Source organism: Mesorhizobium sp. WSM4830 (assembly GCF_055811495.1).
Genome location: NZ_JBVVQI010000010.1, coordinates 19,395 through 34,701, shown reverse-complemented (window position 1 = coordinate 34,701; position 15,307 = coordinate 19,395). Strand labels below are relative to the sequence as shown.

At 64.0% G+C, this 15,307-nt stretch carries 12 protein-coding genes; all 12 read right to left on the bottom strand.

Translation table 11 applies throughout. The features are described 5' to 3' along the window. Positions 1–56: 56 nt before the first annotated feature. Positions 57–1,730: a DNA repair protein RecN gene (gene recN / locus AC0L2Y_RS14895; protein WP_473557268.1), complete on the bottom strand. Its 1,674-nt coding sequence runs from the start codon at positions 1,728–1,730 to the stop codon at positions 57–59. A 13-nt stretch (positions 1,731–1,743) separates the two neighbouring features. Beyond that, positions 1,744–2,613 carry an outer membrane protein assembly factor BamD gene (locus tag AC0L2Y_RS14890; protein WP_473557266.1) on the bottom strand — a complete coding sequence of 290 codons (870 nt, stop codon included), beginning with the start codon at positions 2,611–2,613 and terminating at the stop codon, positions 1,744–1,746. A 204-nt stretch (positions 2,614–2,817) separates the two neighbouring features. Continuing rightward, the gene (gene lpxC, locus AC0L2Y_RS14885; protein ID WP_352492693.1) at positions 2,818–3,765 is read right to left on the bottom strand and encodes a UDP-3-O-acyl-N-acetylglucosamine deacetylase; all 948 of its coding nucleotides are present in this window, start codon (positions 3,763–3,765) and stop codon (positions 2,818–2,820) included. Positions 3,766–4,044: 279 nt separating this feature from the next. Continuing rightward, on the bottom strand, positions 4,045–5,715 hold the full coding sequence (gene ftsZ, locus AC0L2Y_RS14880; RefSeq protein ID WP_352492694.1) for a cell division protein FtsZ: 1,671 nt from the start codon (positions 5,713–5,715) through the stop codon (positions 4,045–4,047). A gap of 67 nt (positions 5,716–5,782) precedes the next feature. Next, positions 5,783–7,090 carry a cell division protein FtsA gene (gene ftsA, locus AC0L2Y_RS14875; protein WP_023676759.1) on the bottom strand — a complete coding sequence of 436 codons (1,308 nt, stop codon included), beginning with the start codon at positions 7,088–7,090 and terminating at the stop codon, positions 5,783–5,785. Next, positions 7,087–8,028: a cell division protein FtsQ/DivIB gene (locus AC0L2Y_RS14870; RefSeq protein WP_473557262.1), complete on the bottom strand. Its 942-nt coding sequence runs from the start codon at positions 8,026–8,028 to the stop codon at positions 7,087–7,089. Before AC0L2Y_RS14870 ends, ftsA begins: the two co-directional genes overlap by 4 nt. Continuing rightward, positions 8,016–8,942: a D-alanine--D-alanine ligase gene (locus AC0L2Y_RS14865; protein ID WP_473557260.1), complete on the bottom strand. Its 927-nt coding sequence runs from the start codon at positions 8,940–8,942 to the stop codon at positions 8,016–8,018. The genes AC0L2Y_RS14870 and AC0L2Y_RS14865 overlap by 13 nt, the downstream gene beginning before the upstream one ends. A gap of 314 nt (positions 8,943–9,256) precedes the next feature. Continuing rightward, the gene (murB, locus tag AC0L2Y_RS14860) at positions 9,257–10,222 is read right to left on the bottom strand and encodes a UDP-N-acetylmuramate dehydrogenase (RefSeq protein ID WP_473557258.1); all 966 of its coding nucleotides are present in this window, start codon (positions 10,220–10,222) and stop codon (positions 9,257–9,259) included. Next, positions 10,219–11,625: a UDP-N-acetylmuramate--L-alanine ligase gene (murC, locus tag AC0L2Y_RS14855; RefSeq protein ID WP_473557255.1), complete on the bottom strand. Its 1,407-nt coding sequence runs from the start codon at positions 11,623–11,625 to the stop codon at positions 10,219–10,221. Before murC ends, murB begins: the two co-directional genes overlap by 4 nt. After that, positions 11,622–12,749: an undecaprenyldiphospho-muramoylpentapeptide beta-N-acetylglucosaminyltransferase gene (murG, locus tag AC0L2Y_RS14850; RefSeq protein ID WP_473557253.1), complete on the bottom strand. Its 1,128-nt coding sequence runs from the start codon at positions 12,747–12,749 to the stop codon at positions 11,622–11,624. Before murG ends, murC begins: the two co-directional genes overlap by 4 nt. Before the next feature lies 1 nt (position 12,750). Further along, on the bottom strand, positions 12,751–13,902 hold the full coding sequence (gene ftsW, locus AC0L2Y_RS14845; protein ID WP_352456168.1) for a putative lipid II flippase FtsW: 1,152 nt from the start codon (positions 13,900–13,902) through the stop codon (positions 12,751–12,753). Further along, the gene (gene murD, locus AC0L2Y_RS14840) at positions 13,902–15,302 is read right to left on the bottom strand and encodes a UDP-N-acetylmuramoyl-L-alanine--D-glutamate ligase (protein ID WP_473557251.1); all 1,401 of its coding nucleotides are present in this window, start codon (positions 15,300–15,302) and stop codon (positions 13,902–13,904) included. Before murD ends, ftsW begins: the two co-directional genes overlap by 1 nt. Between the last annotated feature and the right edge of the window lie 5 nt (positions 15,303–15,307).

Sequence of the window (15,307 nt, the reverse complement as noted above, 5' to 3'; positions counted from 1 at the left end):
TTGCGCAGAACGAAGAAATAGAGCGGTTCGGCGTTTCCGTGAAACGGTAAACCACTCTAGGCTGCCGCGGTGTTCTCCCGCAGCAGCCGCTCGGCCGCCGCGCGCGCCTCGTCGGTGATGGTGGCGCCGGCGAGCATGCGTGCGATCTCTTCCTGCCGCGCCGCCCGGTCCATCTCGGCGATGCCGGTCGAGACCCGGTCGGCCCCGCCCGATTTGGAGATCAGGAAATGCGTCGCCGCGCGCGCCGCCACTTGCGGTGCATGCGTGACCGAAAGCACCTGCACGCGTTTTGCCAGCCGCGCCAGCCGCTGGCCGATGGCGTCGGCAACCGCGCCGCCGACGCCGGTGTCAATCTCATCAAAGACCAAGGTCGGCGCCGAGCCCCGGTCAGCGAGTGCTACCTTCAACGCCAGCAGGAAGCGCGAAAGCTCGCCGCCGGAAGCGACCTTCATCATTGGGCCGGGCCTGGTGCCGGGATTGGTGCGCACCCAGAACTCGACCTGGTCGATGCCTTCTTCGGTGCGGCTTTCGGCATCGCTTGCGATCTCGACGATGAACTCGGCCCGTTCGAGTTTTAGCGCCGGCAGTTCGGCCACTACCGCCTTGGTCAGCCCCACGGCCGCCGCATGGCGAAGCGACGACAGCTGGGCCGCCGTAATGTCATAGGCCTGGCGCGCCGCTGCAGCCTGTTTCTCCAGCGCATGCAGGCGTTCCTCGCCGGCATCGAGATCGGCAAGGTCGGCAGCCATGGTGTCACGCAATTGCGCCAGGTCATCGACGGCGACGCTGTGCTTGCGCGAGGCGGCACGCAGCGAAAACAGCCGCTCCTCAGCCTTTTCCAGCCGCTGCGGATCATATTCGGTGGCGCGAAGTGCTGCTTCCACGCCCGACTGCGCCGCGTCGAGCGACAGCATCGCCTCGTCGAGCGATTTGACGACATCCTCGAGCAGCCCGGGCGCTTCGGTCACCTTGCGCTGCAGCCGCCTGAGCAGGCTGGCCAATTGCGGCAAGGGCGAGGACGGACCCGAGAGCACATCCTGCGCATCGTGGATTTCCGAGGCGATCTTTTCGGCTCGCATCATCGCGGCGCGCAGTTCGGCCAGCTCCGTCTCTTCGCCCGGCTGCGGATCGAGCCTGGTCAACTCGGCGACCGCTGCACGCAGATAATCGGCCTCGCGGGCAGCTGCTTCGACTTTGGCCCGGTGTCGTGAAAATTCCTGCTCGCAGGTACGCCAATGCCGCCACGCCTCGCCGGTTGCCCGAGCAGCGCCGAGATGGCCGCCGAAACTGTCGAGCAACTCGCGATGGGCGCCGGGATCGACCAAAGCGCGCTCGTCATGCTGGCCGTGGATCTCGACCAGCGCACGGCCGATGTCGCGCATCAGCGTCACGCTGGACGGCTGGTCGTTGACGAACACACGCGTACGGCCGTCCGCCGTCTGGACGCGGCGCAGGATGATGTCGCCGTCGTCCTCGATGGCATTCTCGGCAAGCAGCATGCGAGCCACGTGGTTGCGCGGCACGTCGAACACGGCGATGATCTGGCCCTGTGCCGCGCCATGCCGCACCAGCGACGCGTCGCCGCGGGCGCCAAGCGCCAGCGACAAAGCGTCGAGCAGGATGGACTTTCCGGCGCCGGTTTCGCCGGTAAGGACCGAAAGGCCGGACGAGAAGTCGATGTCCAGCTTCTCGATCAGAACGATATCGCGGATCGACAGCCTGGAGAGCATGGTGACGCGCCGCTCAGGCGCCGGTGATCAGCTTCCCGGCCTTGGAGATCCACGATCCGGCATTCTCGCGCGGCTCGAGCCCACCACTCTGCAGGAGCTTGTAGGAGTCCTTGTACCACTGGCTGTCGGGATAGTTGGTGCCGAGCACGGCCGCAGCGGTCTGCGCTTCCGACGTCAGCCCCATCGCATAGTAGCTCTCGGTAAGGCGCGCCAGCGCCTCCTCGACATGGCGGGTGTTGGAATAGTTCTCCACGACGTTGCGGAACCGTTTGACGGCCGCGATGTATTCGCGGCGCTCGAGATAGTAGCGGCCGATCTGCATCTCCTTGCCGGCGAGCTGATCGTTGGCGAAGCGGATCTTCTCCTTGGCATCGTCGACATATTCGGAAGTCGGCCAGCGCGTCACCAGGTCCTGCATCGTCTGCGCGGTAAGACGCGCTTCCTTCTGGTCCTGGGTGACGTCCTTGATCTGGCGGTAGTAGCTCAGCCCGATAATATACTGGGCATAGGCTGCATCGTCGGTCGACGGGTAAAGGGTCAGGTAGCGCTTGGCCGAACCGATCGCCTCATCGTAATTGCCCTGACGGTAGTCGGCAAAGGCACCCATCACCATCGATTTGCGGGCGAATTCGGAATAGGGATGCTGGCGGTCGACGGCATCGAACTTGCGGCTGGCCTCCTGCAGGCGCCCGGCATTCAGATTGGCGAGACCCTGATTGTAGAGCACGTCGGCCGGCTCGGTCTGATCGACATAGGTCGATAGATCGAGGTCCTTCTCGGACGACATGCAGGCCGACAGAAACAGCGATGGAACGACCACCGAAAGCGCCAGGAAAACAGCCCGCCGCAGCGCCTTCGATTGACCAACTCGCTTGAAAAACATGTTTGGATTCCGCCCTTTCGGCGTCATTTCAGTCAACGGCAGCAGCCATAAACCATAATTGCCTTGCCCGGCAACGCTATCCCCGGCCAATCGCACATTTTTGTGGCGGTTTGGCGCCACCTGGAAAGCTCTGTAATTTGGCCGGCCGGTGATGCATCCATGCAACACAGCTTGACCGCAACGTAGGCCGTAGGACCTTAAGAATCAGATCATCCAGGGCGCATAGAGGGGTGCGTTGACGGCGCTCATCTCGGCGGTACGCCCGCGCTCGCGGCGCGTCGTCTCGACGATCTCGAAAGCCGAACGATCCGACAAGAGACGGCGCAGCGCAGCGGCGTTCAGCCTGTGGCCACCACGATAGGAGCGGAAGCAGCCGATGAACCGGGCACCGGCGAGCGCCAGGTCGCCCATCGCATCCATCGTCTTGTGGCGCGCGAACTCGTTGGGATAGCGCACGCCGCCCATGTTGATTACGCGGTTGTCGTCGCCGATCACCAGGGAGTTTTCCAACGAGGAGCCGAGCGCATAGCCGGCCGCCCATAGCCGCTCGACGTCCTTCATGAAACCGAACGTGCGAGCCCGCGCGACGTCGCGGCGGAAAATGTCGGCATTCATGTCGGATGCAAAAAGCTGGCGCCCGATCGCCGGGCTTTCGAAATCGATCTCGATCTCGAAGCGCGTGCCGTCATAGGGCCTGAACTCCGCCCAGCAGGCGCCGTTCTCGATACGAACCGGCTTGACCACCCTGATGTAGCGACGCTTGACCGGCAGCGTTTCGATGCCTGCCTGGTCAATGGCCTCGACGAACATCACTGCGCTGCCGTCGAGGATAGGCACCTCATGGCCGTCGATTTCGATGACGAGATTGTCGATCCCAAGCCCGAAAAGCGTCGCCATCAGATGCTCCACCGTGGCAATGTGCTCACCTTGCGGATCGCCAAGCATGGTGGAGAGGTCGGTGGCGCCGACCTCGGAAACGAGCGCGCGAAATTCGTGGCTTCCGCTCGCATTCGAAAGCTGGAAGACGACACCCGTATCGGCATCTGCCGGCAGGAAATGGACGGTGACCGGATTGCCACTGTGGACGCCGATGCCGGTCAGCGTCGCACGCGATTTAAGTGTCGTCTGATAGTCGTGCAAAACAATCCCCATAGCCCGTACTGCCTAGGTCCGCTTCATCTGCCCTGAGGGCGCGGCTCTTGATTGATCGGCAGGCAGGGCCACTTCCCCGAGACTCCCAGCAAACCGACTTTGGTCGGTGGCGAAGATAATGGTCCCGCAAGGAGACTCCAAATCACGGTTTCTTACTCGTTGTAACCGCGGTCCAGCGCGGGATTGCCCCATAAGTCTTTGTTTTAAAATTGCTTTTAATATTAACAGGCGAACAGCTTCCTGCTCGCCTGTTAACAACTGTTACGAACCGTTAACAGATCAATTGGCCTGTCGGCGCAGGAAGGCGGGAATCTCCAACTGATCGTCTTCCTGGACAGCCCGGCTCTGCGGCGTCAGGCGGCCCTGCTCGTCCAGCTGGCCGCGGCGCGGTGCGTAAAGCTGCGGATCCTGGCTGGCTAGGCGGCGCACTTCCGCCGGCGCCTGGCGCAGTTTCGGTTCGCGCGGCTGCGCCGGCTGCAACCGTGCAGGCTCCTCTTCGCGGCGGGTCAAGCCGTTGGTCAGGCGCTTGAGCAAGCCCATGGGGCCGCTGTTCTCGTGGTCGGCCGGGCGGGCCTTGGCTTCCACTTCGGCCTTCACCTGCGGCGGGAAATCCTCGACCCGCGGCATGCGCTGGGGTGCCGCGGCAACCGGCTGCGGCATTTCACGATGCGGAGCGGGCTGCATCGCTTGCTGAACCGCTGGCTGCATCATCGGCTGCGGCTGAGCGGGAGGCGCCTGGAAAATCTTGCTCTGCGGACGGAAGTCTTCCGCATGGGCGACCGGTGCCGGGCGGGTCTGCGCCATCGCTGCCGCATTCGCCTCGGCGAGCTGAATGGCCTCGGCGACCGGATCGGCAGCACGTGGTTCATAGATCGGTTGCTGGACAGGCGCCGGGCGCATTTCCGTGACCTGGGCCGCCGGGCGGCTGACCGGCTTCGGCGGAGCCGCGCGGATGGCGATCGGCGCGGCAGCGATTTCGGCCGCCGATTTGTCGATGCCGGTGGCGACCACCGACACGCGGATAACGCCTTCGAGTTCCTCGTCGAAGGTAGCGCCCAGAATGATGTTGGCGTCCTGGTCGACCTCTTCGCGAATGCGGGTTGCCGCCTCATCGACTTCGAACAGGGTCAGGTCGCGGCCGCCGGTGATCGAGATCAGCAGGCCCTTGGCGCCCTTCATCGAGGTCTCGTCGAGCAGCGGGTTGGCGATGGCGGCTTCAGCCGCGGCCATTGCGCGGCCCTCGCCCGAAGCCTCGCCGGTTCCCATCATCGCCTTGCCCATTTCGCGCATGACCGAGCGGACGTCGGCGAAGTCGAGATTGATCAGGCCTTCCTTGACCATCAGGTCGGTGATGCAGGCAACGCCCGAATAGAGCACCTGGTCGGCCATGGCGAAGGCATCGGCGAAGGTGGTCTTGTCATTGGCCAGCCGGAACAGGTTCTGGTTGGGAATGACGATCAGGGTATCGACGCATTTCTGCAGTTCCTCGATACCCATGTCGGCCGTCTTCATGCGGCGCTGGCCTTCGAAGTGGAACGGCTTGGTGACGACGCCGACGGTGAGGATGCCCTTTTCGCGGGCAGCGCGGGCAACGACGGGGGCCGCCCCGGTACCGGTGCCGCCGCCCATGCCGGCAGTGACGAAGCACATATGCGTGTTGGAGAGATGATCGATGATCTCGTCGATGCACTCTTCCGCCGCCGCGCGCCCGACTTCAGGCTGCGATCCGGCGCCGAGACCCTCGGTGACATGCGCGCCGAGCTGGATCAGCCGCTCGGCCTTCGACATCGTCAATGCCTGCGCGTCGGTGTTGGCCACCACGAACTCGACGCCGCGCAAGCCGGCGGTGATCATGTTGTTGACGGCATTGCCGCCGCCGCCGCCGACACCGAACACGGTGATGCGCGGCTTGAGCTCGGTGATGTCCGGCTTCTGCAGATTGATGGTCATTGTCTTCGTCCTTTGCCTTTCCCGCCGCTTCGCCGCCGCGGCCGCCTATGGGGCTGTCCCCGTCAAATTAAAAACTGTCTCTCAACCACTGACTCATTCGATGCAGTTTTCCGCCTGTTCCGGTCATCCGAAGACCGGAAATTCCCTTCGCCGGGCGGCTCTCGAAGCTCGCCATCTGCGGGTAGATCAGAAGCCCGACGGGCGTCGAGAAAGCCGGCCCCTTGGCCGCCTCGGGCAGGCCTGCCACGCCAAGCGGGCGGCCAATGCGCACATTGCGGCCGAGAATGCGGCGTGCTGCTTCGGGCAGGCCGGCAAGCTGGCTGGCGCCGCCGGTCAGCACCACACGCTTGCCAACCGCGTTGCCGTAGCCGGATTTGTTCAGCCGGTCGCGCAGCAATTCCAGCGTCTCGTCGATGCGGGCGCGGATGATGCGCGTCATCACCGAACGCGGGATCTGCAACGGCACCTCGCCGTCCTCGCCGATCGGATGGATGGAAACCAGGTCGCGGTCGTCGGCACTGCCAGGCAGCGCCGAGCCATGCATCACTTTCAGCCTTTCGGCGGCATCGAGCGAGGTCGACAGGCCCTTGGCCATATCCAGCGTGACGTGGTTACCGCCGATCGCGATGGCGTCGCCATGGACGAACTTGCCTTCCGAAAACACCGAGATCGTCGTCGTGCCGCCGCCCATGTCGATGCAGGCCGCGCCCATTTCGAGCTCGTCGTCGACCAGCGCGGCAAGCCCGCTGGCATAGGGCGTCGCCACCATGCGCTCGACCGACAGGTGCGAGCGGTTGATGCAGAGCTCGAGATTGCGCAAGGGCGCTGCATCGCCTGTCAGCACGTGCATGTCGACGCCAAGCTGGTCGCCAACCATGCCACGCGGATCGCGCACACCGCGCTCGGCATCCAGCGAAAAGGCAACGGGAAGCGAATGGATCACCTCGCGCTCGGCCCGCAGCGCCTGCTTGGCACCGGCGGCAAGCACGCGCTTGATGTCGGCCTCGTCGGCCTCATGGCCGCCGAGATTGATGGTGGCCGAAAAAGCCTCGCTCTTCAGCCGACCGGCAGTCATGTTGACGATCAGCGAATCGACCGTCAGTCCCGCCATGCGTTCGGCGGCGTCGACGGCCAGACGGATGGCGTGCTCGGCGCGGTCGAGATCGATGACGACGCCCGATTTCACGCCTTGCGATTTCTGGTGGCCGATGCCGATCACCTGGACGCGATGCGAGCGTCCGCGCAGCAGCTTGCCATCATCGCGCGGCTTGAGTTTGGCCACCACGCAGCAGACCTTGCTGGAGCCGACATCCAGCACCGTCAGGATACCGGACCGGCGCGACGAGGCATCGCTATTGCCGCCAAGCCAGCTCATATCTTCGTCTCCGGCTTGCGCTTCAGCATCTTGGGCTTTTCGTCGAACGCGGCCTGGCGCTGTGTCGCCGCTTCCGGCGTCAACTGGACGACCAGACGATCAGAAAGGCGCATGTCGACGGCGGCGATGTCGCGCGTCAAAAGCCCGTTCTCGTGGTCCATCCTGACCAGGTCGGCAATCGCCTGGTCCTCACCGTCTTCGGGAAGCTTGATCGTGATGCCGTTTTCAAGCTTGAGATCCCAGCGCCGTTCGCCGATGCGGATATAGCCCTTGATCCGCGCGGCAAGCTCCGGATAATTCTTGATCTTGGCGAGGAAATCCGGCGCTTTAGCCGGTGCGCCGGTGCCGATGATCAGCGGCAGCAATATCTGCTTGCCGCCGGAGAACGGCGCAATGACGGTGCCGGATTTCTCGATGACCGAAAGCGCGCTGCCTTGCTGCCACAGCGCGAACGGCTCGCGCTCCTCGACGCGCACTTCCAGCGTATGCGGGTAGACCTTGCGCACTGCCGCGGCTTCGACCCAGGGTAGCGTGGTGATGCGTTCGCGCGCGGCTTCGGCATCGAAGCCGATCAGCGAGGTCCAGCCGTCGAGCTCCAGCCTGTCGAGAATATCGATCTCGGACGTTTCGCGGTTGCCGACGACCTTGACTTGGTCGACGGCAAAGCCGGTGCGGGCGGTGACACTCTGGACGATGGCGTCGGAATATCCGCCGAGATAGGCGCCATAGGCACTGCTCGAAACAAGCAGTGCCGCCGACAGCATGGCAGCGCAATAGGGAGGCGCTTCGAAGTCGCCTTCGCCGAGGCGCGCCAGCACGCGCACCGGCCGGCGGAGCAGGCGCGGCAGCACGAAATGGTCGAACGACAACGGCATGCCGAACAGCGCCGGCCCGGCCGCGCCCTTCCCCTTGCCCTGTCCCCACTTCAACGCAGACACGAAGCGTCCTCCACCATCCAACTCAACAAATCGCCGAACGAGTGTCCCGCTTGCGCGGCGATTTCCGGCACCAAAGACGTCGGCGTCATGCCCGGCTGGGTGTTGACCTCGAGCCAGACAATTTCGCCGTTTTCGGAGTGACGATCGTCATAACGGAAGTCCGACCGGGAAACGCCCCGACAGCCGATAGCTTGGTGAGCCTTGAGCGTCAGTGTCTGTATTTTTTGGTAAATATTCGGTGAAAGTTTTGCCGGGCATTCGTGTTTTGATCCTCCCGCGACGTATTTAGAATCGTAGTCGTAGAAGGAATGGCCGGTCGGGATGATCTCGCAGACACCGAGCGCCACATCGCCCATCACCGCGCACGTCAATTCCCGCCCGTGCACATAACGCTCGACCATCACCGTATCGCCATATCTCCACTCGGACGAGCCGATGATCTGCGGTGGATGCGACTGGCCTTCATGGACGATGACGACACCGAAGCTCGACCCTTCGCTGACCGGCTTGACGACATAGGGCGGCTTCATCGGGTGCTTGTTCTGGATGGCGAAGCGATTGGCCACCTTCGATTCCGCCACCGGAATGCCGGCCGCCTTGGCGACCTTCTTGGCCTGTTCCTTGTTCATCGCGAGCGCCGAGGCAAGCACGCCGGAATGGGTGTACGGAATGGCGAGGTACTCGAGGATACCCTGGATGGTGCCGTCCTCGCCGAAGGGGCCGTGCAGCGCATTGAAGACGACGTCAGGCTTGAGCGCGCTCAGCACCGAGCCGATGTCGCGCGAGACGTCGACACGGGTGACCTGGTAGCCCTCTCCCTCGAGCGCATCGGCGCAGGCTTTACCCGACGACAGGGACACGGGCCGCTCGGACGAGAATCCCCCCAGTAGGACGGCCACATGCTTGCTTGTCATTCCCCGTCATTTCCTCTCACAGCAGGCCTGCACCATCGTGCATGCCCCGAAAAGCATCGCGCGCACTCAAATGCGCCCGACCAACTTCGCTCCCTTGTTTCCGCAACATTGAGTCCGAGTCTCCCGGCAGGTTGCCCCCCAGACGGAAACGCGAGTAACGCGTCGAAACGACTCAAATCAGGAAACGCTTCAGGGCAGAGAATCAGAGAGTTGATTCGCTGGCAAGTGCTTACGATTCCGATGGATTCACTTTCCGCAAAAACGGCAGCAAAATGTGAATTCATGAGTCCGAGAGGCAACGGCGGTCGGCTTGCCTAAAGCAACTGCCCGAGAAATTCCTGGACGGCATGGCCCGGCCGAAAATTACCGATGCGCTTGATCTCCCACTGCAGCCGGATGCCCGATTTTTCGAGCACACGCGCGCGCACCGTCTCACCGAGATATTCAAGCTCGTAGCCTGTGGCCGTTCCGGTGTTGATCATGAAGTTGCAATGCATCGGCGACATCTGCGCCCCGCCGACCATCAGGCCGCGGCAGCCGGCCTTGTCGATTTCCTTCCAGGCCGAGGTGCCCTCGGGATTCTTGAAGGTCGAGCCACCGGTTTTTTCGCGGATCGGCTGCACGGTCTCGCGATGGTTCTGGACAGCATCCATCGCGGCCTTGATCGCCGCCTTGTCCTCGGGAACGCCTTCGAACAGCGCCGACGTGAAGATCAGCCCGGACGGCGCCGATGAATGGCGATAGGCATAGCCCATATCGGCATTGCTCAGCGTATGAACATTGCCCTTGCGGTCGAGTGCCCGCACCTCGACCACGCGCTCGCGCGTCTCGACGCCATTGGCGCCGGCGTTCATCCTCAGCGCTCCGCCAATGGCGCCGGGAATGCCGTGGTAGAAATGAAAGCCACCGATGCCGGCCTCGTAGGCGACGGCCGCAAGGCGCTTGTCGGGTGTCGCGGCGCCCGCCTTGATCGTGGTCGGCGCAATCACTTCGGTCTCGCCAAAGCCTTTGGCCGAAAGCCGGATGACAAAGCCCGCAATGCCGCCGTCACGGACAAGCAGGTTCGAGCCGACGCCGATGATGGTCAGCGGAATTTCCTCCGGCACCGCCTTCAGGAACGTGGCAAGATCGTCCTCGTCGGCCGGCTGAAACAATGCGTCCGCGAGCCCGCCGGCTCGAAACCAGGTGATCTTGTCCATCTCGGCATTGGGCGTGATGCGGCCGCGCAGTCCGGCAAGCCGGTCGCCAAGCTTCTCGATCAACGCCTGGCCGCGCATCATGAGATGGTCCCGCCGAGTTCCTTGGGCAGCGCATAGGCCCATTGGGTGATGTTGCCGGCGCCGAGGAAGACGACGAAATCGCCCGGCTTCGCCACCTCGCGCACGATCGGCGCTATCGCCGCCGGACCTTCGATGTACCGTGCGTCGCGATGGCCGCCGGAGCGGATGCGCGACACCAGTGCGTCGGACGTAACGCCATCGATCGGTTCCTCGCCGGCCGCATAGACGGGCGCCACCATTACCGTGTCGGCGTCGTTGAAGCAGACGGAAAACTCGTCGAACAGATCGCGCAGCCGGGTGAAGCGGTGCGGTTGGGTAACGGCGATGATGCGGCCCTTAGTAGCGCTGCGCGCCGCCTTCAGCACCGCCGTGATCTCGACCGGGTGATGGCCGTAATCATCGAAGATATCGACACCGTTCCACGAGCCGATGCGGGTGAAGCGCCGCTTGACGCCGGCGAAGGACGACAGGCCCTTCTTGATTGCCTCAGCCGAAAGGCCGAGCTCATGCGCGACTGCAATCGCCGCCGTCGCATTGGAGACATTGTGGCGCCCGGGCATGGGCAGCCGCAGACCTGATATCGTTATCTGGCCGTGCGTCTTGCGGTCGCGGATCACCACGTCGAATTCCGAGGTCGGGCCGTCCATGCGGTGATTGGTGAAGCGCACGTCGGCCTGCGCATTTTCGCCATAGGTAATGACGCGCCGGTCCTCGATGCGCCCGACCAGCGCCTGCACCTCGGGATGGTCGGTGCACATCACGCCGAAGCCGTAGAACGGCACATTCTCGACGAACTGGCGAAACGCCTCGCGCACTTTGTCGAAGGAGCCGTAATGGTCGAGATGCTCGGGGTCGATATTGGTGACGACGGCAATCTCGGCCGGCAGCTTGAGGAAGGTGCCGTCGCTCTCGTCGGCCTCGACCACCATCCATTCGCCGTCGCCCATGCGGGCATTGGTGCCATAGGCATTGATGATGCCGCCATTGATCACCGTCGGGTCGAGCCCGCCGGCTTCGAGCAGCGTCGCCACCATCGAAGTCGTCGTCGTCTTGCCATGCGTGCCGCCGATCGCGACCGCCTGCCGGAAGCGCATCAGCTCGGCCAGCATTTCGGCGCGCCGCACGATCGGCAGCAACTTCTCTCTCGCCGCCTTCAGCTCCGGGTTTGATTTCTTGATTGCGGTGGAGACGACGACCACTTCGGCCTCGCCGAGGTTCTCGGCCTGATGGCCGACGAAGCATTCGATGCCCTTGTCGCGCAGCCGCTGCACATTGGCGCTGTCGGCCTGATCGGATCCCTGCACCTTGTAGCCGAGATTGTGCAGCACCTCGGCGATGCCGCTCATGCCGATGCCGCCAATACCTATGAAATGCACGAGGCCGATCGTCTGTGGCATCTTCATGCGTGCGTCTCCTTCCTGAATTCCGAAACGGATTTCCTGGACGCAATAGCCTCTGTCAGATCGGCGAGCAACCGCGCGGCATCCGGTTTACCGGACGATTTCGCCGCCGCAGCCATTGTCGCCGCCCTGCCTGGATCATCCATCAGCCCGCCGACAAGCGCAGCGATCCGCTCCGCCGAAAGCGTGGATTGCGGATGCACCTCGGCGCCACCCGCTGCGGCAAGGGCCGCCGCATTCGCCGCCTGGTCGTGGTCGAGCGCGTGCGGATAAGGCACCAGCAGCGCCGGCCTGCCGATCACCGCGATTTCCGATACGGTCGACGCGCCGGAGCGCGACATCACCAGATGCGCCGCCGCGAGCCGCGCCGCCATGTCGGTGAAGAAGGGCGACACCTCGGCCTCGATGCCAAGCGCGGCATAGGCGGCTTTCACCCGCGCCACATCGTCGGCGCGGGCCTGCTGCGTGATCGCCAGTCGCCCACGCTGGGCATCGGAAAACCGGGCGATCGCCGCCGGCACCGCGTCGGAAAAGAACTGCGCGCCCTGGCTGCCTCCAAATACCAGAAACCGGAACGGCTCTTCGCCGGCCGAAGCAGCATAGGGTGTATTCGCGGCCTCTAATACTTGCGGCCTGACCGGATTGCCGGTGGTCACCGTCTTTGCGCCAGTGGCACTGATGTCTTCCGGCAGGAACCCGCCGGCAACGGCGTCGACGCGGCCGGCGAGCGCCCGGTTGGCGCGGCCCATGACCGCATTCTGCTCGTGGATCAGCGTCGGCACCTTGCGCCGGGTCGCCGCGTAAAGCGGCGGCAGTGTCGGATAGCCGCCGAAGCCGACCACGATGGCGGGCTTGATGCTTGCGATGACGGCCGATGCCTGCCTAACCCCACGCCAGATTTTCCAAAACGCGGTGAGCATAGCAAAGGGATTCTTCGAGCCCATCGTCGCCGACTGGATCGGATGGATGGCGGCCGCCGGGAACTGCCCGGCAAAGCGCTCGGCGCGGTCGTCCGTCGCCAGATGCACCGTCCAGCCGCGCTTGGTCAGTTCATGTGCCAGCGCCTCGGCCGGGAACAGATGTCCGCCCGTTCCGCCTGCCGCCAGAAGGATAACCCCCTTCGCCATCTCACTCCGCCGGCATCGCACGCGGCGACGGCATGAAGCCCAGCTGCTTGCGCTTTTCCGGGCGCTTGCGCGTCAGCGCCAGCACCATGCCCATCGAGATGGCGATCGCGATCTGCGAAGAGCCGCCGTAGGAGATGAACGGCAGCGTCATGCCCTTGGCCGGCATCAGCTGCAGATTGACGGCCATGTTGATGACCGACTGCAGGCCGAAGACCGTAACCAGGCCGCCCACCGCGTAGCGGGTGAAATCGTCCTGCTCCCTGAGTGCCGTGTTGAGACCGCGCAGCACGATGAAACCGAAGATGGACATGATGAAGAAACACATGATCAGCCCGAATTCCTCGCCGGCGACGGAGAAGACAAAATCGGCGTGGCTGTCGGGGATGACCCGCTTGACGGTACCCTCGCCCGGCCCGACGCCGAACCAGCCGCCATTGATCAGCGCCTCGCGGCCCATGTCGACCTGGAACGTGTCGCCCTCGCCGGTCATGAAGCGGTCGATACGGCCGGCAACGTGCGGGAATACCGCATAGGCGGCGAACACGCCGCCGACGCCTGCAGCACCCAGCGCGACGATCCACAGCCACGGCAACCCGGCCATGAAGAACATCACCCCCCAGGTGCCGAGCACCAGCATGGTCTGCCCAAGGTCAGGCTGCGCCACCAGCAGCGAGATGACCAGTGCAAGCAGCAACATGGCGAACAGATTGCCCGGAATGTCGGGCTGGCGCTTGTGCTCGGCGAACAGCCAGGCGCAGATGATGACAAAGGCCGGTTTCAGGAACTCGGACGGCTGGATCGACAGGCCGGCTAGCGACACCCAGCGCCGCGCGCCCTTCACCTCGACGCCGATATAGAGCACTGCCACCATCAGAAACAGCATGATGCACAACATGACCAGCGCCATGCGCCGGATCTGCCTGGATTCAAGGAACGAGACGGCCAGCATTACCCCAAGCGCCGGAATGGTGAAGATAATCTGGCGTGTGGCGAAATGGAAACTGTCTAGCCCGATGCGCTCGGCCACCGCCGGGCTTGCGGCGAAAGACAAAACGATGCCGAGCCCCATCAGCGACAGGAACGCCGCCAGGAACCAGCGATCGATCGTCCACCACCAGGTCGCCACAGGGCTTTTGTCGAGACGGCTTTGCATTATCGTGTCCCTCCGATGGGCTTCACGCCATCAATGGCGGTTGCGGCTTGCCTGAACGCCTCGCCGCGGACTTCGAAATTCTTGAACTGGTCGAAACTGGCGCAGGCCGGCGACAGCAGCACCACTGCCTCGCCGCTATTATCCCTGGCCGCATCGAGGGCGGCGTGTTCGACCGCCGCAGCCAACGTGCCTGATATCTCGTAAGGCACCGCTTCGCCCAGCGTCGCCGAAAAGGCCGGTGCGGCTTCGCCGATCAGATAGGCCTTGGCGATGCGCGGGAAGAAGCCGCGTAACGGCTCGATGCCGCCCTCTTTCGGCAGGCCGCCGGCAATCCAGTAGATACGCGCAAAGCTCGACAGCGCCGGTGCAGCCGCATCGGCATTGGTCGCCTTGGAATCGTTGACGAACAGCACATGACCTTTGCGGCCGACCTGCTCCATGCGGTGCGCCAGCCCCGGGAAACTCTCCAGTCCGGATTGGATCTCGCCGAGTTCGAGCCCGACCTTGAGACAGGCGGCGGCGGCAGCCAGTGCATTCTGCGCATTGTGCTGGCCGCGCAACGAGCCGATGCCTTCGAGGAAGGCGACACGGCTGTAGCGGCCGTGCACGGCTTCCATCAGGTTGGTGCCGTCGGCGAAATAGCCGTCGGTCAGCGGCAGGCGCTTGGAAATCCGAATGACCTGCCGGCCGGCTCGCTCCAGCCGATCGGCGATCTGGGCGCACCAGGAATCGTCGACACCGATGATTGCCGTCTCGCTGCCGGCCACCAGCCGCTCCTTGATCGAGGCGTAGTGTTGCATCGTGCCATGGCGGTCGAGATGGTCCGGCGTCAGATTGAGCAGCACACCGGCCGTCGGATTGATCGAGGGGGCAAGATCGATCTGGTAGGAAGAGCACTCAACCACATAGTGCCGCTCCGGCTGCGGCGGATCGAGCGTCATCACCGCGCGGCCGATATTGCCGCCCATCTGCGTGTCGCGACCGGTCGATTTCAGGATATGCGCGGTCAGCGCCGTCGTCGTCGATTTGCCGTTGGTGCCGGTGATGGCGATGAACGGCGCTGCCGGCGACAGCAAGGTCCGCTCGCGGCAGAAAAGCTCGACGTCGCCGATGATCTCGACGCCCGAGCCCCGCGCGAGCTCGACGGTCCAGTGCGGCTTGGGATGCGTCAGCGGCACGCCGGGCGACAGCACGAAGGCGGAAAACCTCGCCCAGTCCGCGCCGCGCAGATCCGCTGTCGTGATGCCGACCGCGCCGGCCTTGGCGACGCTGTCGGGATTGTCGTCCCAGGCCAGCACATCCGCGCCGCCCTCGATCAGCGCGCGCGCCGTAGCGATCCCCGAGCCGCCGAGCCCGAAGAGCGAAACGCGCTTGCCTGAAAAGGATGCGGCGGGGATCAAGCGGC

What these genes read in the sequence shown, in the direction of transcription:
- recN (WP_473557268.1), bottom strand. Translation starts at nt 1,730, where the DNA reads ATGCTCTCCAGGCTGTCGATCCGCGATATCGTTCTGATCGAGAAGCTG.
- AC0L2Y_RS14890 (WP_473557266.1), bottom strand. Translation starts at nt 2,613, where the DNA reads ATGTTTTTCAAGCGAGTTGGTCAATCGAAGGCGCTGCGGCGGGCTGTT.
- lpxC (WP_352492693.1), bottom strand. Translation starts at nt 3,765, where the DNA reads ATGGGGATTGTTTTGCACGACTATCAGACGACACTTAAATCGCGTGCG.
- ftsZ (WP_352492694.1), bottom strand. Translation starts at nt 5,715, where the DNA reads ATGACCATCAATCTGCAGAAGCCGGACATCACCGAGCTCAAGCCGCGC.
- ftsA (WP_023676759.1), bottom strand. Translation starts at nt 7,090, where the DNA reads ATGAGCTGGCTTGGCGGCAATAGCGATGCCTCGTCGCGCCGGTCCGGT.
- AC0L2Y_RS14865 (WP_473557260.1), bottom strand. Translation starts at nt 8,942, where the DNA reads ATGACAAGCAAGCATGTGGCCGTCCTACTGGGGGGATTCTCGTCCGAG.
- murB (WP_473557258.1), bottom strand. Translation starts at nt 10,222, where the DNA reads ATGATGCGCGGCCAGGCGTTGATCGAGAAGCTTGGCGACCGGCTTGCC.
- murC (WP_473557255.1), bottom strand. Translation starts at nt 11,625, where the DNA reads ATGAAGATGCCACAGACGATCGGCCTCGTGCATTTCATAGGTATTGGC.
- murG (WP_473557253.1), bottom strand. Translation starts at nt 12,749, where the DNA reads ATGGCGAAGGGGGTTATCCTTCTGGCGGCAGGCGGAACGGGCGGACAT.
- ftsW (WP_352456168.1), bottom strand. Translation starts at nt 13,902, where the DNA reads ATGCAAAGCCGTCTCGACAAAAGCCCTGTGGCGACCTGGTGGTGGACG.